The organism is Ornithinimicrobium cavernae (assembly GCF_003121625.1).
In the GTDB taxonomy this organism is placed as follows: domain Bacteria; phylum Actinomycetota; class Actinomycetes; order Actinomycetales; family Dermatophilaceae; genus Ornithinicoccus; species Ornithinicoccus cavernae.
In genome coordinates this window covers 214,071-233,527 of record NZ_QDDJ01000007.1, presented here as the reverse complement: position 1 = coordinate 233,527, position 19,457 = coordinate 214,071, and the positions used below count along the sequence as shown (strand labels likewise).

20 protein-coding genes and 1 riboswitch are annotated in these 19,457 nt (G+C 70.8%); of the genes, 5 read left to right on the top strand and 15 right to left on the bottom strand.

The features are described from left to right. Positions 1–5 precede the first annotated feature (5 nt). The 7 genes from DA085_RS10055 to DA085_RS10025 all read right to left on the bottom strand — a co-directional run bounded on the left by DA085_RS10055 (position 6) and on the right by DA085_RS10025 (position 7,729). Positions 6–1,484, bottom strand: a complete 1,479-nt coding sequence (locus DA085_RS10055; protein WP_109472818.1) for a sensor histidine kinase — start codon at positions 1,482–1,484, stop codon at positions 6–8. Positions 1,485–1,577: 93 nt separating this feature from the next. Further along, the gene (locus DA085_RS10050) at positions 1,578–3,008 is read right to left on the bottom strand and encodes an aldehyde dehydrogenase family protein (protein WP_109472817.1); all 1,431 of its coding nucleotides are present in this window, start codon (positions 3,006–3,008) and stop codon (positions 1,578–1,580) included. A 51-nt stretch (positions 3,009–3,059) separates the two neighbouring features. Beyond that, complete coding sequence (locus DA085_RS10045) at positions 3,060–4,151, bottom strand: zinc-binding dehydrogenase (protein WP_109472816.1); 1,092 nt, start codon at positions 4,149–4,151, stop codon at positions 3,060–3,062. Continuing rightward, complete coding sequence (locus DA085_RS10040) at positions 4,139–4,729, bottom strand: hypothetical protein (protein WP_154402158.1); 591 nt, start codon at positions 4,727–4,729, stop codon at positions 4,139–4,141. Before DA085_RS10040 ends, DA085_RS10045 begins: the two co-directional genes overlap by 13 nt. Continuing rightward, complete coding sequence (locus DA085_RS10035) at positions 4,726–6,312, bottom strand: sodium:solute symporter family protein (RefSeq protein WP_109472814.1); 1,587 nt, start codon at positions 6,310–6,312, stop codon at positions 4,726–4,728. The genes DA085_RS10040 and DA085_RS10035 overlap by 4 nt, the downstream gene beginning before the upstream one ends. Before the next feature lie 575 nt (positions 6,313–6,887). Then, complete coding sequence (locus tag DA085_RS10030; RefSeq protein WP_154402157.1) at positions 6,888–7,070, bottom strand: hypothetical protein; 183 nt, start codon at positions 7,068–7,070, stop codon at positions 6,888–6,890. Then, on the bottom strand, positions 7,067–7,729 hold the full coding sequence (locus tag DA085_RS10025; RefSeq protein WP_109472812.1) for a DsbA family oxidoreductase: 663 nt from the start codon (positions 7,727–7,729) through the stop codon (positions 7,067–7,069). Before DA085_RS10025 ends, DA085_RS10030 begins: the two co-directional genes overlap by 4 nt. A 59-nt stretch (positions 7,730–7,788) precedes the next feature. On the opposite strand from DA085_RS10025, the gene DA085_RS10020 reads away from it, so the two are divergent. Beyond that, positions 7,789–8,793, top strand: a complete 1,005-nt coding sequence (locus DA085_RS10020) for a LacI family DNA-binding transcriptional regulator (RefSeq protein WP_109472811.1) — start codon at positions 7,789–7,791, stop codon at positions 8,791–8,793. A gap of 246 nt (positions 8,794–9,039) precedes the next feature. Further along, positions 9,040–10,443 (top strand): glucuronate isomerase, encoded by a 1,404-nt coding sequence (gene uxaC, locus DA085_RS10015; protein ID WP_109472810.1) that lies wholly within the window; start codon positions 9,040–9,042, stop codon positions 10,441–10,443. 21 nt (positions 10,444–10,464) lie between these two features. Here the strand turns inward: uxaC and DA085_RS10010 are convergent, their stop codons facing one another. From DA085_RS10010 to DA085_RS10000, 3 genes are all read right to left on the bottom strand, one after another. Then, positions 10,465–11,304, bottom strand: a complete 840-nt coding sequence (locus tag DA085_RS10010) for a hypothetical protein (RefSeq protein WP_109472809.1) — start codon at positions 11,302–11,304, stop codon at positions 10,465–10,467. Then, a complete protein-coding gene (locus DA085_RS10005; protein ID WP_109472808.1) occupies positions 11,304–11,591 on the bottom strand; it encodes a WhiB family transcriptional regulator in 288 nt (95 codons plus the stop codon). Before DA085_RS10005 ends, DA085_RS10010 begins: the two co-directional genes overlap by 1 nt. Positions 11,592–11,748: 157 nt before the next feature. Continuing rightward, positions 11,749–12,477 carry a GAF and ANTAR domain-containing protein gene (locus DA085_RS10000; protein ID WP_109472807.1) on the bottom strand — a complete coding sequence of 243 codons (729 nt, stop codon included), beginning with the start codon at positions 12,475–12,477 and terminating at the stop codon, positions 11,749–11,751. A gap of 88 nt (positions 12,478–12,565) precedes the next feature. Here DA085_RS10000 and DA085_RS09995 point away from each other — a divergent pair, with 88 nt between their 5' ends. Beyond that, entirely contained in the window at positions 12,566–13,774 is a 1,209-nt protein-coding gene (locus tag DA085_RS09995; RefSeq protein WP_237565424.1) for an amidohydrolase, read from the top strand. A gap of 154 nt (positions 13,775–13,928) precedes the next feature. Here the strand turns inward: DA085_RS09995 and DA085_RS09990 are convergent, their stop codons facing one another. The 3 genes from DA085_RS09990 to DA085_RS09980 are packed head-to-tail and all read right to left on the bottom strand — an operon-like array spanning position 13,929 to position 15,701. Then, positions 13,929–14,333, bottom strand: a complete 405-nt coding sequence (locus tag DA085_RS09990; protein WP_109472805.1) for a YchJ family metal-binding protein — start codon at positions 14,331–14,333, stop codon at positions 13,929–13,931. A 10-nt stretch (positions 14,334–14,343) separates the two neighbouring features. Then, the gene (locus DA085_RS09985; protein ID WP_109472804.1) at positions 14,344–14,991 is read right to left on the bottom strand and encodes a hypothetical protein; all 648 of its coding nucleotides are present in this window, start codon (positions 14,989–14,991) and stop codon (positions 14,344–14,346) included. Continuing rightward, positions 14,988–15,701: a sensor domain-containing protein gene (locus tag DA085_RS09980; RefSeq protein ID WP_109472803.1), complete on the bottom strand. Its 714-nt coding sequence runs from the start codon at positions 15,699–15,701 to the stop codon at positions 14,988–14,990. The genes DA085_RS09985 and DA085_RS09980 overlap by 4 nt, the downstream gene beginning before the upstream one ends. 160 nt (positions 15,702–15,861) lie before the next feature. On the opposite strand from DA085_RS09980, the gene DA085_RS09975 reads away from it, so the two are divergent. Next, positions 15,862–16,974, top strand: coding sequence for a DNA glycosylase AlkZ-like family protein (locus DA085_RS09975; RefSeq protein ID WP_109472802.1), 1,113 nt, complete (start codon positions 15,862–15,864; stop codon positions 16,972–16,974). Between the two features lie 33 nt (positions 16,975–17,007). On the opposite strand, the gene DA085_RS09970 is transcribed toward DA085_RS09975, so the two are convergent. Beyond that, positions 17,008–17,475, bottom strand: a complete 468-nt coding sequence (locus DA085_RS09970; protein ID WP_237565423.1) for an acyl-CoA thioesterase — start codon at positions 17,473–17,475, stop codon at positions 17,008–17,010. Between the two features lie 322 nt (positions 17,476–17,797). On the opposite strand from DA085_RS09970, the gene DA085_RS09965 reads away from it, so the two are divergent. Further along, positions 17,798–18,322 (top strand): DUF2269 domain-containing protein, encoded by a 525-nt coding sequence (locus tag DA085_RS09965; protein ID WP_202619177.1) that lies wholly within the window; start codon positions 17,798–17,800, stop codon positions 18,320–18,322. 13 nt (positions 18,323–18,335) lie between these two features. Here DA085_RS09965 and DA085_RS21160 read toward each other — a convergent pair whose 3' ends face one another. Beyond that, the gene (locus DA085_RS21160) at positions 18,336–18,728 is read right to left on the bottom strand and encodes a C40 family peptidase (protein WP_161958480.1); all 393 of its coding nucleotides are present in this window, start codon (positions 18,726–18,728) and stop codon (positions 18,336–18,338) included. 484 nt (positions 18,729–19,212) lie between these two features. Further along, positions 19,213–19,367: riboswitch (cyclic di-AMP (ydaO/yuaA leader) on the bottom strand. Positions 19,368–19,457: the final 90 nt, after the last annotated feature.

Sequence of the window (19,457 nt, the reverse complement as noted above, 5' to 3'; positions counted from 1 at the left end):
CAGCATCACATCTCGGCCGGGATCCACAGGCGGAAGGTGCTCCCGACGCCCACCGCCGAGTCGACGGTCACCGTGCCACGGTGGCCCTGTGCGATGGCGGCGACGATCGGCAGCCCCAGGCCGGACCCGTCCACCATCCGGTGGTCCTCGCTGCGCCCGAAGCGCTCGAAGATCCGCTCCACCTCTCGCGGGGCGATGCCGGTGCCGCGGTCCTGGACGGTGATGACCAGATAGCGGCGGGCCGGTGACGGCAGCGTGTCGATCACCTCGGCGGTCGGCTGCGCCCAGTCGAGGCGGACCTCGATCCTGCTGCCCGGCTCGGAGAACTTGGCCGCGTTGGCCGCCAGCTGGATCACCGCCTGCTGCAGTCGCTGCCGGTCCGCCAGCACGGTGCCGGAGGCGGTCGCGACGGTCTCCCACGTCCGCTCCCCCAGCTGGTGGACGCGGTCCTGCAGCTCCCGACCCAGCAGCTGCACGTCCACGGGGGCGAACTCGATGAAGTCCGGGCGCTGGGACTTCGCCAGCAGCAGCAGGTCGTCGACGAGCCGCTTCATCCGGTCCAGCTCGTCCAGCACGAGGGTCCTGGTCTGATCCACGTCCTCGGCATCACCCACCTCCATGAGCTCCAGGTTGCCCCGGATGATGGTCAGCGGGGTGCGGAGCTCGTGGGCGGCGTCGTCGAGGAACTGCCGTTGGTCGGCGACCCCGGCCTCGAGCCGGTCGAGCATCTGGTTGAAGGTGTGCGCCAGCTGGGCGACGTCGTTGTCCGCTGCCTGGATCTCGACCCGCTGGGTGAGGTCCTCGGTGTCGATCGTGGCGGTCGCTCGGCTCAGGTCGGCCAGCGGGCGCAACAGTCGTCCGGCGACGACGTAGCCGGTCGCGCCGGTCACCAGGACCGTGCCGAGCGCGACGAGGGCGTAGGTGCCGACCTGGTTCCAGATCGCGCGACGCTGCGCCCCCGCGTCGATGGCGACGACGACCACGCCCTCGCGGGTGTCACCGGGCAGCGCGACGGAGGCGGTGATCATGCGCAGCTCGTGGTCGTCCAGCGTGAAGTCGGTGATGGTGGCACGGCCGGGCGCATAGACCCGCTGCACCTCCTGCTTCACCTCGGGCACGTTGAGCTCGAAGGGGAGCTCACCGCCGGGGATGAACACGGTCGTGCCGTCGATAAGGGTCAGCATCGACTCGTGCTCGCCCGGCACCGAGACGGTGAGGTAGGCCTCGAAGAGCTCACGGAGGTCGGTGTACGGCACGTCACCGGCGCTGCCGGGCGGACCGCCCTCGGCGATGCCGCGGACCTCGTCGATCTCCTGGAGCAGCTCGCTGTCGATGCGCTGGTCGAGCTGGTTGAACTGCACGATGAACGTCACGGCGCCGGCCACCACGAGACCGAGCGTCAGCATCGCGACGACCAGCGCGATGACCCGGACCCGGACCGGCCACGACCGGCCCGTCCGCGATGACGGGGCATGCTGCGGCACGCGCCTCACCCTAGTGGGAGTGCGACCATCGAGCCCGCACCGCAGCAACCGGGCCGGCCACGCCGGTGGTGTGGCCGGCCCGGTGTGGCTGGGTCAGAGCTTGATGATGACGGTCTTGGTCTGGGTGTAGGCGTCGAGGGCCTCGACGCCCTTCTCCCGCCCGTACCCGGACTTCTTGAACCCACCGAACGGCAGCTCCACGCCTCCGCCGGCACCGTAGGTGTTGACGTAGACCTGACCGGCCTGGATGGCGGCCGCCAGCCGGTGGGCCCGGCTGATGTCCTTGGTCCAGACGGCGCCCAGAAGGGCGTAGTCGGTGCCGTTGGCCAGGGCGATGGCCTCCTCCTCGGTGTCGAACTTCATGGCCGCCAGGACCGGTCCGAAGACCTCCTCCTGCGCGATCTGGGAGGTCGGGTCGACCCCGTCGATCAGCGTCGGGGCGAAGTACGCGCCGCCGGCCAGCCGCTCGTCGTCGGGCACCCCGCCCCCGATGATGACCTCACCGGAGCCGGCGACCGCGGCCTCCACCATGGTCCTGACCCGGCCCTGCTGCTTGGCAGAGACCAGCGGACCCAGGTCCGGGTCCTCGCTGCCACGACCGATGGAGACCTTGCCGAAGTTGTCGGCCACCTTGGCGATCAGCTCCTGGTGGACCGAGTGGTGCACCAGCAACCGCGAGCCCGCCGAGCAGGTCTGCCCGGCGTTCTGCAGGATCGCCTTGGTCAGGAAGGTGGCCGCGGTGTCCAGGTCGGCGTCCGGGAACACGATCTGGGCGGACTTGCCACCCAGCTCCAGCACCGTCGGGACGACCCGGTCGGCCGCCGCGTGCGCGATGGTCGACCCGATCTGGGTCGACCCGACGAACCCCAGGTGCGAGACCCCGGGGTGGGCCGTCAGGGCCGCACCGGCCTCGGCACCGATGCCGGTCACGACGTTGAACACCCCGGCCGGGACGCCCGCCTCGATCGCCAGCCGCGCGATCGCCACCGCCGTGCGGGGTGTCTCGTCGGCCGGCTTGATGATCGTGGCGTTGCCCGTCGCGATCGCGGCGGCCACCGCCCGCGCCAGCAGCTGCATCGGGTAGTTCCAGGCCACGATCGAGGCCACGACCCCGAATGGCTCCTTGCGGGTGTAGACGTGCTGGTCCGGGGCCAGCGGGATCGTCTGTCCGTAGTAGGAGTCGATGGCGTGCCCGTAGAACCGGAAGTACCGTGCGCAGACGGTGGCGTCCGTGCGGGCCTGGCCGATCGGCTTGCCGGTGTCCTCGGACTCCAGGCGGGCCAGCTCCTCGGCGTTGGCCTCGACCAGGTCCGCGATCCGGGTCAGCACCCGGGCACGGTGCTCGGGCAGGGTGGCGTTCCAGGCGGGCTGGGCCGCAGCCGCCGCCGCGACCGCCTGGTCGACCTCACCGGCGCCCGCACGGGCCACCGGCCCCAGGGACTGCCCGGTGGCCGGGTCGATGTTGTCATAGGTGTCGGCGCTTGCCACTGAAGCGCCGTTGATGAACGACTGTGTGGTCTCCACGGTGTGGTGCCTCTCAGGATGTCGGGGATTGGTTCCGAGTCTGCACCGAGGTCACTCGGCGTTGATCAGCAGGGCCGCCCGGGTCACCGTCCTGTCCTCGGCGGCCTGGATCGCCTCACGGGCCTGACCGAACTCGTAGTCGGCGTCGACCAGGTCCTCCCAGGGGTAGTGCGGGGTGTCCTCGATGAACGCCACCGACCGCGACAGGAAGTACGTCGGGTAGCGGATCACGGCGTGCATGCTCACCCCGGACCGGGTGAACAGCCCCGGGTCGAACTCGGTGAACTTGTTGGGGCTGATGTTGCCGACCGAGACGAACCGCCCACCGGGACGGACCATCCGCACACCCTCGGAGAAGGCGCTCGGCACACCGGTCAGGTCGATCACCACGTCGGCACCCGCGCCACCCACCTCGCCACGGACCAGCTCCACACGGCCCGCGCCGTCGGCGGCCTGGGACAGGTCCACCGTGTGGTGGGCCCCGAACGACTCGGCCTTGGTCAGGCGCGAGGGTGCCATCTCGGCAACGTACACCTCTGCCCCGGCCTCGGCGGCCAGGGCCGCACCGCACAGGCCGAGGCCACCGGCACCCAGCAGCACGACCGACTCACCCCGTTGGACCTTTCCGGTCTCCAGGGCGCTGACCATCTGGGAGAGCGCACAGTTCGCCGACGACACCGCCTTGCTGGTGACGCTGTCCGGCACCTTGTACACATACTGGTTGCCCGACAGGGACCAGTGCGTGCCGAACGTGCCGTAGAAGTGCGCACCCTGGTCCGCCGGGCTGGACCAGCGGGCGTAGGCGTTGGCGCACAGCTGCCAGTCGCCCCGGTTGCACTGCGGACACCGCCGGCAGGCCTCGAAGTAGGTCGCGACCACCCGGTCCCCCTCGGCCAGCGGCTGACCGGCGAAGTCGGTGCTGACACCCTGACCCAGGCGAGCGACCCGACCCACCCCTTCGTGACCCATCACGCACCCCGGCTGGATCAGCGGATGGTGCCCCTTGAGGATGTGCACCTCCGACCCGCACACGTTGGCCCGGATCATGTCCAGCACGACACCCCCGACCTCGGCCTCGGGGACCTCGTACTCACGCTGCTCCAGCTCACCGGGGGCGGTCAGAACGGTGGTCACGCCTTGCATGTCGTAGCTCCTTCTGTTCGGGGATCGGTCTGGTCACTCAGCAGTTGTTCCACACTGGGGACGTTGCGCAGGTCCTCGACCCGGCCGACCATCGGGTCGACCAGGAAGCGACGCCCTCCGGCGGTCACCAGGTGGTTGGGCAGCCACACCCGTTCGATCTGGTCGACGGACAGGGCCGGGGGACGCATCGGCTTGCGGCGGCGGTCCGTGTGGTCGCGGAACCACTCGTGCCAGAGTCGCTCGGCGACCGTCCTGCTCATCCGTGCGGGGATCAGGTCACCCTCCGCGGCCGTCAGCTCGCGGGTGGGTGGCAGGTCGACGTCGACGATGCCGATCCGGCCGCTGACCAGGTCGACCGCACCGAGCACCTGGTCACGCCACTGCCGCCTACCGGTGCCGGACGCCGTGGCGCGGACCAGGGCGATCGGCCAGTACAGCTCCCGGTCCACGACGGAGGGGTCACCGCGCCCCAGCCGCTCGCGCACGACGCTGACGAGGGAGCGCCGACGCACCAGCTCGATGCTCCGCTCTCGGCTCCGAGGAACGTCGAGCAGCACCATCGTCGTCGCCACACTCATGCCGGGTCCGTCCGCGCCTCGCGGCTCAGGACGGGGACCTGCCGGTCGGAGGTGCCCCGCCACTCCTGCTCGGTCTCGTTGGCGTGCACACCGTCCACGTGCTCGGCCGGCATCGCCTTGCCGAGCGGGCTGAGCACGATCGTGAGCAGCACGCCGAGCATGCTCGCGACGCCGGTGGAGGCGAACGGGTTCTCGTTCCACGGGTAGACACCCGCGTAGAAGCCGAACTGCGGACCGAGGTGGATGGCGAAGTACAGACCGAAGGCAGCGACCGCCGCCGTGATGGCGCCGAACGGCGTCGCACCCTTCCAGAAGAGACCCACGAACATGGGTCCGGTGAGCGCGGAGATGATGCCGCCGATCCCGACCCAGAGCAGGATCGCGAGGAGCTTCGGCGGCTCGAAGACCGCGAGCGCCGCCACCACACCGGTCACGAGGATCCCGACCCGGCCGATGAGCAGGGCCCGCCGGTCGACCTCCGGGGAGTTGGGGTCGCCGCCGCGCATGGGCACCCAGGTCTTGCGGTAGAGGTCGTTGGCGAAGATCTGGCTGATGCTCATCAGCAGACCGTCGGCCGTGGAGATGATCGCGCTGAGCACGGCGATCGCCAGTGCCGCGGCACCCCACGGCGGCAGGAGCTCCAGGAACATGAGCGGGATGATGGCGTCGGGGCTGTCGGTCTCGATGCCCATCGCCCGGCCGAGGATGCCGCCGAGGAACAGGAAGCCGACGACCAGGCCCGTGACGCTGGACAGGATGACGAACTGCCGCACCTGGCCGCCCCCGCGGAGCGCGAAGAACTTGTTGCCCAGGTGCGGCAGCGTCACGAACCCGAGGTGCGCGATGAGCAGCAGGACCAGGACCCACCAGGAGCTGAAGGTCGGGACCGACGGGTCGGTGTGGACGTCCCAGCGCATCTCCGCGGGGAGCGCGCCGTTGACCGCCGAGGGGCCCGCTCCCGCGACACCGACTCCGGCCACGAAGCAGGCGACGATGAACACTGCGATGGCCAGCATGAAGAGGCCCTGGACGGCATCGGTGATGATGTCCGCGTGGGCACCGCCGGTGATCATGTAGGCGATGACCAGGACCACGGCCAGCACGACGCCCCACCGGTAGGGCACGCCGAGGATCACGTCGAACATCTGGCCCGAGGCGGCGAACTGGGACATCAGGTAGTAGATCAGGAAGATCGACACCAGGGCGGCGATGACCCGCAGCCAGCGGCTGCGGTAGAGGTCTCCCAGGAAGTCGGGGACGGTCTGGGAGCTGAACCGGTCACCCGCACGCTTGAGCCGCCGGGCGATCACCATGGTGCCGATGTAGATGCCGATCGGGTAGAGCATCGGGTAGTACCCGGCCTTGAACCCGTACTCGTAGGCGAGGCCGGGGATCCCCATGAAGGTGGAGCCACTGGCGACGACGGCCATGTAGCTGAGCCCCAGGGCCCACCCCGCGTAGGAGCCGCGAGCGGTGGCGTAGTCGTCGGAGGTGACGGTCCTGGTCATCCCCTTCAGGCCGATCCAGACCATGAAGGCGGCAAAGATGGCCAGGAAGGTCCAGCCGTAGGCAGCGACACTCATCAGCGCTCCTCCTCCCGGCCGGCGTAGTCATCCTTGTTCTTGTCGTAGCGGAGCCAGAAGACGACGAACACCGCATACAGGGCGATGCTCAGAAGACCCACAGTCATGACATTCATCGTTCGACCTTTCGTTCGCCGCAGGGGGCGGCGGGGGTGCGTGATCGCGGGGGCGCGTCGATGGTCACGGTTTTCATCAACGGAGCGGGGGTCGGCGGGGGCGGTGCCGGCGGGGTGGAACTCTCCTTCCACAGGGGTCGGGGCTCAGGGGAGTCTCAGGAGTGGTCAGCCACGCGCCCGGCCCGAGCGCTGGGGGGCATGGGCGGGCGCGGGGTGATCCAGTCGCCGGTGGGGCTCTGAGGACGCCCGTCCGTCATCATGCACAGACCTCCTCGTCCGGCGCTGCTCCGATTTAGACGGCCAGACTAGAAAGGGCCGTACAATCTGTCAACCCCTGATCCGTCGCCGAGAGGGGACGGCGGTGTGAGACAGCGCCCGCGGGTGGAGGCGAGGGTGAGGAGGGGCTGCCGCCGGGTCACCGACCGGGCGTCAGGGGCAGCCGAGCGTGTCCGGCGGGTGTCAGCCCTCGGCCGGCGGGACCCAGCAGACGTCGCCCTCGCAGACGACCGCATCGGCAGCGCCGAGCGCCACGAGGCCCCCCGGCTGCATGGTCCGGTCAGCGTCTTCCCGGGCGGGCTTGAGCCCGCGGGCGACCCGCGCCGTGGCGTCCCCGTCAGTGCCGGCGGAACGGGCCCCGGTCATGCCGTCGCCTCGCGCCCGTCCCACGCCTGGGTCAGCGCCTGCACGAAGCTCTCGCTCTCCTGGGCACCGGAGACGCCGTACTTCTGGTCGAGCACGAAGAACGGCACTCCGCTGATGCCGTAGGCGCGGGCCTGGCGGATGTCGGCGCGCACGTCCGGGAGGAACTCCTCGGACTCCAGGGCCGCGAGCACCTCGTCACGGTCGAGCCCGACCTCGGCTGCCAAGTCCGCGAGGTCCTCGGCGCGCCCGACGTGCCGGCCCTCCTCGAAGTAGGCCTTCAGCAACCGCTCCTTGAGCTCACCCTGCAGCCCCTTGCCCTTGGCCAGGTGCAGCACCTGGTGGGCGCGGACGGTGTTGGTGTGCTGCAGCGCGTCGAAGTCGTAGGCCAGGCCCACCGACGAGGCGATCGAGCCCACGTGCGCGAGCATCTGCTCGACCTGCTCGGCGGGCATCCCCTTGTGCGCCACCAGGAAGTCGACCTCGCTGCCCTCGAAGTCGACCGGCGTGTCGGGGCTCAGCTCGAAGGAGTGGTACTCGACCTCGACCTGCCTCCCGTCGGCCGCGAACTGCTCGACGGCCCGCTCGAACCTGCGCTTGCCGATGTAGCACCACGGGCAGGCGATGTCGGACCAGATGTCAACCTTGAGGGGAGTCGTCACAGCAGCAGCAACGGGCGAGGGCCGCTGGCGTATTCCCCCCGCCGGGCTAGATTGAGCCCGTGGCGGAGCCGGACGACGAGGTCCCGCGGCGGACGACGATCTATGACGTCGCCCGTCGCGCGGGAGTGAGCGCCTCCACGGTGTCGCGGGCGTTCGCCCGTCCGGGCCGGGTGAGCAGTGCCACCGCGGAGCGGATCCACGCCGTCGCCGCCGAGCTGGGTTACCGCCGGGACGCCGTCTTCCGGCCGAGGGCGCCGAGCCGCACCCGGGTGCTCGGGCTGGCGGTCAGTGACATCACCAACCCGTTCTACTTCGGGATCATCCGCGGGGCGGAGCGCGCGGCGTCCACCGCCGACTTCACGCTGATGGTCGGCGACGCCCACGAGTCGGCGGACGCCGAGCGGCGGATGCTGGAGCGGCACCTGCCCCTGGTCGACGGCATGGTGATCACCTCCAGCCGGCTCTCCGACCAGGACCTCCGCGGCATCGCCCGCAGGGTTCCCGTCGTGGTGCTCAACCGGAAGGTCACCGGCCTGCCGTGCGTGGTGCCGGACAACGCCCGGGGCATCCGGCGCGCCGTCGAGCACCTGGGCACCCTGGGCCACCGCCGGATCGGCTACGTGGCCGGGCCGGAGGCGTCCTGGGCCGATGGTGTGCGCTGGCGGGCGGTGCGTGAGGCAGCCCTGGAGCTGGGCCTGGACGACCTACGCATCGGCCCGGTCCGGCCCACGGTCTCCGGCGGGCGCGGCGCCGCCCGGTCTGTCGTGGAGCACCAGCTCACCGCGGTCATCGCCTACAACGACCTGCTCGGGGTGGGCCTGCTGCGGGGTCTGCAGGACCTGGGGGCCCGGGTGCCCGAGGACGTGAGTGTCGTCGGGTTCGACAACACGCTCTCGGCCGAGCTGGTCGGGCTGACGACGGTCGCCTCCCCCGCCGTGCTGCTCGGCGAGACGGCAGCCCTCTACATCGTCAACCTCGTCAACGGCACGGCCCAGTCGCGGGACGCCCTGTCCGTCCTCCCCGTCCGCCTGGTCAGCCGCACGTCCACCGGGCCCCGCCGCTGATCGCGCCGTCAGGGCCACGCAACGGCAACTTGTGGCAACAGCGGGCGACCGCCCGGTGGCCGGTGGATTAATCCAGGTAGCCAACCTCAGACCAGGCCCGCACGGGGCCGGGAGGCAACCAGATAGGCACCTCCATGATGCAGACCCAGCTCGGCCCGGACACCCCGGCGTCGCCGGCGACGGACCTCACCCTGCCCTGCCCGCCTCCGAGCTGGTCGGTGCCGACCGCGCCAGGACGGGTCTGAGGTGTCCCTGGAACTGCACCCGGACCGTCTGCTCCCCGCGGATCCCACCGTCCGGGACATCGCCCGCGAGCTCTACGCCTCGGTGGCCGGGTTGCCGATCATCTCCCCGCACGGGCACGTCCCGGCGCAGTGGATCGCCGAGGACACGGCCTTCCGGGACCCGACGTCGCTGCTGATCACGCCGGACCACTACCTCACCCGACTGCTGCACGCCAGCGGCGTGGACCTGGCCGAGCTCGGCGTCGGCACCGAGCTCACCCCCGAGGGGTCCCGCCGCGCGTTCCGGTTGTTGTGCGAGCACTGGCGGGTGTTCCGCGGGACCCCGATGCGCTACTGGTTCGAGTCCCAGCTCGTGGAGGTGTTCGGTGCCTACCTGGAGCCGAGCGCCACGTCCGCGGACGCGCTCTACGACCGGATCAGCAGCTGGATCGGGCAGCCCACGTCGCGGCCGAGGGCCCTGATGCGGGAGTTCGGGATCGAGTTCCTGGCCACGACCGACGACCCCTGCGAAGACCTGGCTCACCACCGGGCGATCGCCCGGGACGACGGCTTCGCCCCCCGCGTCGTGCCGACCTTCCGGCCGGACACCTACCTGGAGCCGGCCCGTCCCACCTGGGTGGCGGCCGTGGACCGGCTGGCCGCCGTCAGCGGCACCGACACCGGCGACTACGCCGGCTGGGTGACCGCGATGGAGGACCGCCGCGCCTACTTCAGGGAGCACGGCGCGGTCTCCACCGACCACTCGCACCGGGACCTGGGCACCGAGCGACTCCCGGACCGGGAGGCGGAGCAGCTGTATGCCGCGGCCCGGGCCGGGCGGATCAGCGCCGCCGACGGCGACCGGCTGAGACGGCACATGGTGGACGAGATGGCCCGCATGGCCACGGAGGACGGGTTGACCATGACCCTCCACCCAGCAGTGCACCGCAACCACCACGGGCCCACCTCCGACCGGTTCGGCGCCGACGTCGGGGCGGACATCCCCCTCGGCGTGGAGGTGACACAGGCGCTGTCGCCCCTGCTGAACCGTTACGGGACCCACCCCAACCTCACGCTGGTGGTGTTCACTATCGACGAGACCGTCTACAGCCGAGAGCTCGCGCCCCTGGCCGGGTTCTACCCCTCGCTGCGGATCGGTGTGCCCTGGTGGTTCCTCGATGCCCCGGACGCGATCCGCCGGTTCCGGGCCGCGGTGACCGAGAGCGCCGGGTTCACCCGCACGTCGGGCTTCATCGACGACACCCGGGCCTTCCTGTCGATCCCGGCACGGCATGATATGTCCCGCAGGCTGGACTGTGCCCACCTGGCCGAGCTGGTCGCCCAGCACCGCCTCGGCATCGACGAGGCGGCCGAGACGGCGCGCTACCTGGTGACCGACCAGCCGCGGGACGTCTTCGGGATCTGAGCCCCGCGGCATACCAGCGGCTCAGCCGGCCCGGTCCTCCTCCAGGGAGACCAGGCCGGCCTCGACCAGCTCGGTCAGCCACGGCGCCGTCGGCCACCGCCCCCACCGCTCACGGTAGAGATAGGCGTCCCTGGTGGCGGAGGCCACGTGCGGGGCGTCCGGGACCTGTGTGCTGTGGTGCTGGCGGTAGACCGTCGCCCCCGGCACCAGCCGGACCGCGCCCCCGGCCGCTGTCACGGCGGCTGCCAGGTCGGTGTCGTGGCCCATCCCGCCGACGTAGTCGGCGCAGAGACCTCCCACCGCGGCCAGGTCGTCGGCCAGCACGGCGAGGCACGGGCTGCTGAACTGGTCGGGGTCGAGGTCGACCTCGCCCAGCTCGGGCGGGACCACGTGCAGGGGGTGCGGGTGCGCCGTGCGCACCCACTCCTCCAGCCGCGTGAACTCGTAGCCCTCCGGAGGGGGCGGACGGAGCCGTTGGACGGTCGGCGCCCACAGGGTCGGCCCGGCGTGCTGCGTGCCCTCGATGTGCTCGACCAGCTTCTCGAGGAAGCGCGGGCCGGGGATGCACGTGACGTCGACCAGGACGAGCAGCTCGGCACCCGCGTCCACCGCGGTCTCGACACCGAGCTGCAGGGCCCGGGCGGTCGGCAGCTGCTGCTTCACCGTCGGCAGGCCGTCGATGAGTGTCTTCCACCGGTCGCTGGTGATGGGGAGCCGACCCTGGGTCACCGTCCGGTCCGCCAGGGCGATCACGACGTGGAAGTCCGGCACCACGGCACCCAGCGAGAAGCCGCTGACCTGGTCGATGACCTCGTCGTGCTGTCGTCGGACGGTGGTGATGAGAGCGGTCCGGGGACCCATCAGGAGATCCTCCGGTCCTGGAGGGCCAGGATCTCGGCGCGCTCCTCCTCGGTGAGGCCGCCCCAGACACCGTAGGGCTCGGGAACGGTGAGCGCGTGCTCCCGGCACTCGCTGATCACCGGGCACGCCTGACAGAGGGCGATGGCGCGCGCCTCGCGGGCCCGCTTGACCGAGCCCCGCTCGCCGTCAGGGTGGAAGAAGAGCTCCGGGCTCCGGGTGCGGCACAAGCCCTCGTGCTGCCAGTCCCACTCGGCGCCCAGAGGTTGGATGAGAGAAGCCTCGTGCATGGTGAACCTGTCCTTGGGACGTCACTGCCAGTGGTTGCTCAGACAACTCTGCGCGTCACCAGCAGTCTGTCGAGAACCCCACTTCTAGAGGCAGGTTCAGTATTGCGGGAAGAAGCGCGCTCGGCAACTTTTCATCCGGCGCCGGCTCCGGCAGAGGCTAGTTGGCCATCTCCGACTCGCCCGCGGTGAGCAGGTCCTCCTGGGGCAGCAGCCGGCCGCCCTCCACGATCTGGGCGGCGACGTCGCGCAGCTTGATGTTGCTGTCCTGCGAGTGCCGGGACAGGACGGCGAACGACTGGTCCAGCGTGAGGTCGTAGCGCTGGATCAGCATGCCCTGCGCGACGCCGATCAGGTGCCGGGAGCGCAGCGCCTCACGCAGGCCCGTGACCTCCCTGTTCACCTGGATCGCCCCACCGGCGTGCGCGGCGAAGAGGTGCGCCTCGTCGAGGTCGCTGCGGGAGAAGGCGTCCACCTCACGGGCGTAGAGGTTCAGCGCGCCGAGCAGGTCGCCGTCCGCCCCGAGCAGCTGGACGCTGAGGACCGAGAGGATGCCCAGGTCAGCGACGCGGGGGGACCACTCCGGCCACCGTCGGTCCAGCCGGGTGTCGCGGATGATGTGGGTCTCGTTCTCGACCGAGGTGTCGTAGCACGGGCCCTCGTGCAGCGTCTCCTGCAGCTGGTCGGCGCGGTGCACCAGGTCGTCGGTGGACGCTGCCGCCGTGGCGGGTGACTGCTGGGTGCGCAGCGAGATGCCGGCCCAGTCGCAGCCGGGGACGACCCGGACGGCAAGCTCCACGATGCGCTGCAGGGTCAGCGGCTCGTCCTTCTGGGCGAGCAGGTCCCGGCTCATCCGCGCGTACAGGGCCGCGCGCTCAACCGGATTCATGAGGCCTCCCGAGACAGGGGGTAGGGACACGGGACCGTCATGCTACGCCGTGCGGCTGGCAGCGACCACGCTCTGCGAGGATGCCGGTGTGACCGCGCTCCCCGAGACCCTGACCCAGGACCTCCACGGCCTGTACCGCCACCTCCACGCCCACCCCGAGCTGTCCATGCAGGAGTCGGCGACCGCCACGCTCATCGAGGAGCGGATGTCCGCCCTCGGCTGGGCCACGTTCCGCTGCGGTGGGACCGGCGTGGTGGCCGTCCTGGAGAACGGCCCCGGTCCCGTGGTCGGGTTCCGTGCCGACACCGACGGACTGCCCGTCCGGGAGGCGACGGGTCTGGACTACGCCTCCACCGCGACAGGCACCCTCGCGGACGGGTCGCGGGTGCCGGTGATGCACGCCTGCGGTCACGACACGCACATCACGGCCGCGATCGGTGCGGCATCCCTGCTCGTGGACAGCCGGGCGGCCTGGCGCGGCACGGTGGTCATGGTGTTCCAGCCGGGCGAGGAGACGGCGGCCGGCGCCCGCGCGATGCTGGCGGACGGCCTGTGGGACCGGGCTCCCCGGCCCGAGGTGATGTATGCCCAGCACCTCTCCAACGAGCTGACCGGCACCATCCGGCTCTCCAGCGGCCCCGCGATGGCGATGGCCGACGCCCTCGAGGTCACGGTGCACGGCACCGGCGGGCACGCCTCGCGTCCCGCGGACACGATCGACCCGGTGCTGCTCGCCTCGCACATGGTCGTGCGGCTGCAGGGGATCGTCTCCCGCGAGGTCCCCGCGCAGGAGGCTGCGGTCGTGTCGGTGGCCACCATCCACGCCGGGCTCAAGGAGAACATCATCCCGGCGGAGGCTGTCTTCACCCTCAATGTGCGCTCGCTGGACCAGGGCGTCCGGGAGCGCGTCCTGGCCGCGGTCCGCAGGGTCCTCTCGGCCGAGGCGGCCGCCTCCGGGGCCCCGGAGCCGGAGGTGCGTGAGCTCTACACCTTCCCGTTGCTGACCAACGACCCCGACGAGACGGCCCGGGTGACCGAGGTGCTGGGGGCCGCGCTCGGCGAGGAGCGGGTCGGGCCCCGGCCGGCCCAGATGGGCAGCGAGGACTTCGGCGCGCTGCCGGACGCGCTCGGGATCCCCGGCGTCTACTGGTTCTTCGGTGGGCTGCCGCAGGAGGTCCTCGACGCCCCGGAGCCGACACCGTCCAACCACTCCCCGCACTTCGCCCCCGTGCTCGAGCCGACCCTGTCGACCGCCGTCACGGCGGCCTACGAGGTCATCCGCAGCCGCCTCGCCTGACCCATTTTTGGGGAGGTTCGGACCGCCTTGATCACCTTTTTGGGGAGGTTCGGACCGCCTTGATCACCTTTTTGGGGAGGTTCGGACCGCCTTGATCACCTTTTTGGGGAGGTTCGGACCGCCTTCATCACCTTTTTGGGGGAGTTCGGCACCTCTAGGTGGGGCCGAGGTACACCCACCGGCCGGCCCGCCGGACGAACCGGCTGCGTTCCCGTTGCTCCCCCTGCTGGCCGTCGGGTGCGGGCGTCGACCAGCGGGCGCGGAACTCCACGAACCCCTCCTCGTCGTCCTCGGCGCCACCGCTGACGTCCAGCACGTCCAGCCCCACCCAGCGCACCGAGGGGTCGGCCCGAGTGTCGCCGGGCCGGGTGCGCGGGTGCCAGGTGCGGAACACGTGGTCATCGACGCCGAGCGCGTAGGCGGTGTACCGCGAGCGCATCAGGGCCTCCGCGGTGGGCGCCGGCAGACCGTCACTGACATACGGGCCGCAGCACACGGCATACGGTCTGCCGGTCCCGCAGGGACAGGTGCCGGTATGCCGACCGGTCGGGATGCTCACGGACCCGAGGCTAACCCTCGGGCCGGCTCTGCGCGCCCCACGGGACGAGGCGGGAGGCCACCAGGGCAAGTCCGGTGACCAGCACGGCGACCGCGTGGAAGGTCACCAATGTCGGGGCGGCCACCGACCACAGGTCACCGTCCCCCACCATGAGCACCAGGGGCGCAGAGGCCGCGACCACGCTCGCCAGGAGCGCCGTGAGGGCAACCCGCACACCTCCCCGGAGGGCAACGAAGGCGACCACCAACAGCTGGGTGATCATGGTGGCGACCGGCAGCGGCCACGGCAGCCCGGACGAGGTCACGGTCAACAGACCAGTCGTCAGCACCGCCAAGGCCGACAGCCCGATCGCCGCCCCGGCCCGGTAGGTCGCAAGGACCAGCGCGCCCCCGTGCGCGGCGGCGAGCAGGAAAGACAGCGGGACGAACACGCCGTACAGCGCACTGAGGGTGGGAATGCTCACCGCCGTCAGGGCCACGGCGGCCAGAGCCACCAGCAGTCCGGCCCAGACCTGCGGCCCCAGCCGCTCACCAGGCCGGTCCAGCACCAGGGCGGTGGCACCACCTGTCCAGCGCCGGGTCGGTTGACCGCCCGGCGCGGTCCCACCCCGCACCAGCGCAGCAGTCACGGCCGCGCCGCCCTCACTCCCGGCAGTCATCGCCCGATCTCCCGTGCTCCACCGGCCCCTGGTCCACCGAGGAGTGCCCGGGCGACGCTGGCGTCCGCGTGCGCACTCAGGCGCGTCACCAGCGGCGCGGTGACCAGCAGGGCGGCGCCGGAGACGAACATCGCCACCGACTCGAGGAGGTACCGGCTGCCGTCCACGTCCACGTCGGTGAACGTCAGGAGGACCCAGGCGAGGCCGTGGTAGTCCCCGGGCGGCAGGAAATGACCCCACAGGAACCAGGTGAGGCCACCGAGGGCGCCGGCGGCCCAGGTGACCGGGACGACGAAGGTGACGATCCGGAGGGGGAAGGCGACCAGCGTGCCGTGGAGCACCTCGAGCCAGGCCCTGGGGTCGACGAGCATGGTCAGGAGGTGACGGCTGCCGCCGCGGTAGGCGGGCTCGGACACGGGGGCTCCCCAGCAGCGGAGGAGCTCGCGGTTCTCCCGGGCGAAGCCGGTGGCGGTGAGCAGCATGAGGCCGAGCACCGGTGCGCCGACCCACAGCACCAGGGTGCTGACGCCGAGGGTGAAGAGGATGACCAGCAGGATGAAGCTGACGAGCGTCACGAAGAATCCAGCGGTCAGATAGGCCAGGTCGGGGCCGATCGAGCGCCACGACAGGGGCGGGACGGTCCATCCTCCGGCCGGGGCAGCTGCTCCGGTGGTGGTGCGTGGCACGCGGGCAAGGGTCTGTGTCGTCATATCTCGACGCTAGGGACGAGGACCCCTGGTCGGCCTCACTCTCTGGTCGGCTTTCCACCTGATACCTGAGGACCATGCGCTTCCGGCGGCGGAGGGCACGGTGGTCGGCCTCTGTCGAAACGGGCAGCAGAACGTCCGGGACGGGCTCTAGCGTGGGGTCATGGTGCACCAACTGTCCCAGCGGGACGCCCGCCGGATCGCTGTGCGGGCACAGCTGCTGGATGCCCCTCGCCCGACAGACCTCCTGGAGGTCGCACAGCAACTCGCGGTGATCCAGGTCGACCTGACCGCCACCGTCGCCCCCAGCGCCGACCTGGTGCTCTGGAGCCGGCTGGGCACGGCCTACTCCCCCGATGACCTGGACGAGGCCGTCGCCAGTCAGCGGCTGATCGAGTTCCAGGGACTGTTGCGGCCGGGTAAGGATCTGGCCCTGCTGCGCGGCGCGATGGCGGCCTGGCCCGGGGCTGGCGAGGTGGACGAGTGGCGGGAGAGCATCGCTGAGTGGGTGGAGGACAACGAAGGCTGCCGCCAGGACATCCTCGAGACGCTCCGTGCGGACGGCCCGCTCCCCGCCCGGGACCTGCCCGACACGACGGTGCGCCCCTGGCGCTCCAGCGGCTGGAACAACAACCGCAACGTGCGGATGATGATCGAGCTGCTGGAGGCCCGCGGTGAGGTGGCCGTCGCCGGTCGCGAGGGGCGCGACCGGCTGTGGGACCTGGCCGAGCGCATCTATCCCGACGGTCCCACCGTCCCGGTCGAGGAGGCCGTCACCATCCGCAACCAGCGGCGCCTGGCCGCCCTCGGCATCGCGCGCGAGCGCACCACGGAGACTCCCGGGGACCCCAACTCGGTCGGCCCCGTCGGCGAGGAGGCCGTGGTCGAGGGGGTCCGCGGCCGGTGGCGGGTCGACCCCGAGCAGCTCGCGCGGCTCGGCAACCCGTTCCGCGGTCGCACCGTCCTGCTGTCACCGCTGGACCGGCTGATCTCCGACCGCAAGCGGATGGTCGACCTGTTCCAGTTCGACTACCAGCTCGAGATGTACAAGCCCGTGGCGAAGCGCCGGTGGGGCTACTACGCGCTGCCCGTGCTGCGCGGTGACCGGTTCGTCGGCAAGGTCGACGCCACGGCCGACCACGAGCGCGGCGTGCTCCGGGTCGATGCGGTGCACGACGACGTGGGACTCAGCCGGACGGCCCGCGCCGAGGTGGATGCCGAGATCGCCGCCCTGGCTCGGTGGCTCGGCCTCGAGGCCTGGTCCCCACCGGCGTGACGGCCCCCCCGGTTGCCGAGCCCGACAGCGCCCTTACGTCGCGGCGGAGGTGTCGTTCTCGGGCACGGCCTTGTGCAGCACCTCGCGCAGCTGCTCCGGGATCGAGACGCTGCGTCGGGTCGCGGTGTCGACGTACACGTGCACCCAGCGCCCCAGCGCGACGAGCACCGGATCGGCCCTGTCACGGAACATCCCCAGCACGTAGGTGACGCTGCTGTGACCCAGGCGCTCGACGCGCAGCCCGACGACGAGCGGGTCGGGAAAGCCGACCTCGGCCAGGAAGCGGCAGGACGACTCGGCGACGACTCCCCGGACCGGTGCCTCCACGGGTGAGGTGCCGACGTGGTCGGCCAGCCACCCGTTGATGACCGTGTCGAAGATCTGGTAGTACACGGCGTTGTTGAGGTGCCCGTACATGTCGTTGTCCGCCCACCTCGTGGGCACGGGCACCCGCACCGGGAAGCTCTCCAGGCGCTCTGCGGGCACGGCACTCGTCGACACGACCGGCACGCTACTGCAGTCGCTGCACACCGCCAGGTCCAGGGCGAGAGAGGCACCGGTCCGGGTGCCACCGACCACTCGTAGGATCGTGAGAGTTGTTCTCGCTGCGTGACGGAGGAGGCTCCATGACTGACCCCACTCGGCCAGCAAGCGGCGGGTCACCACCGTCTGAAGACCGTCATCGGGCGCCGCGCTGGGTGAAGACGTTAGTCATCGTGCTCGTTGCGGTTGCCGTTCTGGTCGTGGCCGCAATGATCCTCAGCGGCGGGCAGCACGGTCCGGGTCGCCACCTGTGATGTGGGCGCCAGGCGTGCGCAGGGCTGTGCTGACCGTGCACATTGCTGCCTCGGTCGGCTGGATGGGCGCAATCGTCGCCTACGTCGCCCTGAACGTTCCCGCACTCACCAGTCCCCATCCAGCCTCGGTGCGTGCCGCACACCTCATGATGGAGCCGGTCGCTCTGTATGCCGTGACTCCGTTGGCGATCGTCTCACTCCTTACCGGCGTGGCATTGGCCCTCGGCACTGTGTGGGGGCTGTTTCGCCACTACTGGGTCGTCATCAGCCTCGTCATCACCGTGTTCGCTACGACGATCCTCCTGCTCCACCTGCCCACGGTCAGCGCGTTGGCAGACCGCGCCGCGGACCCACGGAGCGACGTCGCCGGGCTGACGGGCGACATGTTCCATGCGGTGGCCGGTCTCGCCGTGCTGATGATCCCGCTGGTTCTCAACATCTACAAGCCACGGGGCCTGACTCGCTACGGGTGGCGCGCCCAACAACGTCAGAGCACCTCGGTGAGGAGGGTCGGTCCTCCGTCGCCTGACGACATCGACCAGTCGCGATGACGGTGACTGGCGCTCAGGGGCGTCCCGCCCCCATCAGACCAGAGGCATAGTGGATGCCGTTGATCTTTGACCCGTCCCATCCGGACCAGTCGCGCAGTGAGTGGATGACCTGGCCGTCCCCAAGGTAGATGGCCACATGGAAGATGCCCGACGGGGTGCCGTTGTTGCTGTAGAAGAGCAGGTCACCTCGTTGGATGTCCGACAGCGAGACACGGCTGGTGGCGTGGTACTGGGCCTCGCTCTGGTGCGGGATGCTGATGCCGGCGGCGCGGAACGCCGCTGTGGTGAAACCGGAACAGTCGTAGGCGCCCCCGCTGCTTGATCCCCAACTGTAGGGCAGTCCCAGATTGGCCTGCGCCCAGGCGATGGCGGCTTCGGCCCCCTGGTTGTTGGCGGGGGGTACCACGGGTGCAGCCTGTCGAAACTCCGACCGGCTGCCTGCGCTGACCTCGTCGCGGGCCTGGGCTGCGGAGGTCTCCGCATCACTGAGCCCCTCGGAGGCGGACGCTGCCTGGCTGACAGCGACCGGCTCGGGAGAGAGGCCGGTGAACCCGAGCTCACCAAAGTGGCTGTGCTGCTCTAGGTCATCTGGGGCTGGGGCCGGCACGGCCTGCGCGGGGAGGTCTGTGGCCGGCCCGGTGGTCCCCTTGATGGTGGCGGGGAGGCTGTGGGTAGGGCTCTGATCCGTCATGATCGGGTCGGCTTCTGCGGAGGCTGAGCCTGAGGGACTCGTGAGATCAAAGGCTGTCGCCGGGGGGGCCGGGACCGCGGTTGCGGCCCCGAGGGTGGCCGCGAGCAGGCCGGAGGCCGCAACGGTCGCGGTTCCGGTCACGGGTCGGGGCAGGTTCATCGGCGCGCGGTGGCGCCCGGGGATGCGTCGCTTCACGGGTGATACCTCTCCTGCGCCTGCGGGGTTAGCTGTCGGGCTCGGGCTGGAGTTGCCCGGGTGCGGCCCAGCTGTCCTGGGTCATACCTTCGCCCCGAAGGAACGCGGCGCGTTCCAGTGGGTGGGTCCCCCGCTCTTGTCATGCGGCCTTCTCGTCTGACCCGGAGCACTGACAAGACTCGGCGGAACGTCCGGGACCCACCAGGGACCGGTAGGTCACAAAACGGTAACGGCAGAACTGTCTGGGTT

Coding starts and splice junctions, on each gene's coding strand:
- DA085_RS10045 (WP_109472816.1), bottom strand. CDS start 4,151: ATGCAAGGCGTGACCACCGTTCTGACCGCCCCCGGTGAGCTGGAGCAG.
- DA085_RS10040 (WP_154402158.1), bottom strand. CDS start 4,729: ATGAGTGTGGCGACGACGATGGTGCTGCTCGACGTTCCTCGGAGCCGA.
- DA085_RS10035 (WP_109472814.1), bottom strand. CDS start 6,312: ATGAGTGTCGCTGCCTACGGCTGGACCTTCCTGGCCATCTTTGCCGCC.
- DA085_RS10030 (WP_154402157.1), bottom strand. CDS start 7,070: ATGACCGGGGCCCGTTCCGCCGGCACTGACGGGGACGCCACGGCGCGG.
- DA085_RS10010 (WP_109472809.1), bottom strand. CDS start 11,304: ATGGGTCCCCGGACCGCTCTCATCACCACCGTCCGACGACAGCACGAC.
- DA085_RS10005 (WP_109472808.1), bottom strand. CDS start 11,591: ATGCACGAGGCTTCTCTCATCCAACCTCTGGGCGCCGAGTGGGACTGG.
- DA085_RS10000 (WP_109472807.1), bottom strand. CDS start 12,477: ATGAATCCGGTTGAGCGCGCGGCCCTGTACGCGCGGATGAGCCGGGAC.
- DA085_RS09985 (WP_109472804.1), bottom strand. CDS start 14,991: ATGACTGCCGGGAGTGAGGGCGGCGCGGCCGTGACTGCTGCGCTGGTG.
- DA085_RS09980 (WP_109472803.1), bottom strand. CDS start 15,701: ATGACGACACAGACCCTTGCCCGCGTGCCACGCACCACCACCGGAGCA.
- DA085_RS09975 (WP_109472802.1), top strand. CDS start 15,862: ATGGTGCACCAACTGTCCCAGCGGGACGCCCGCCGGATCGCTGTGCGG.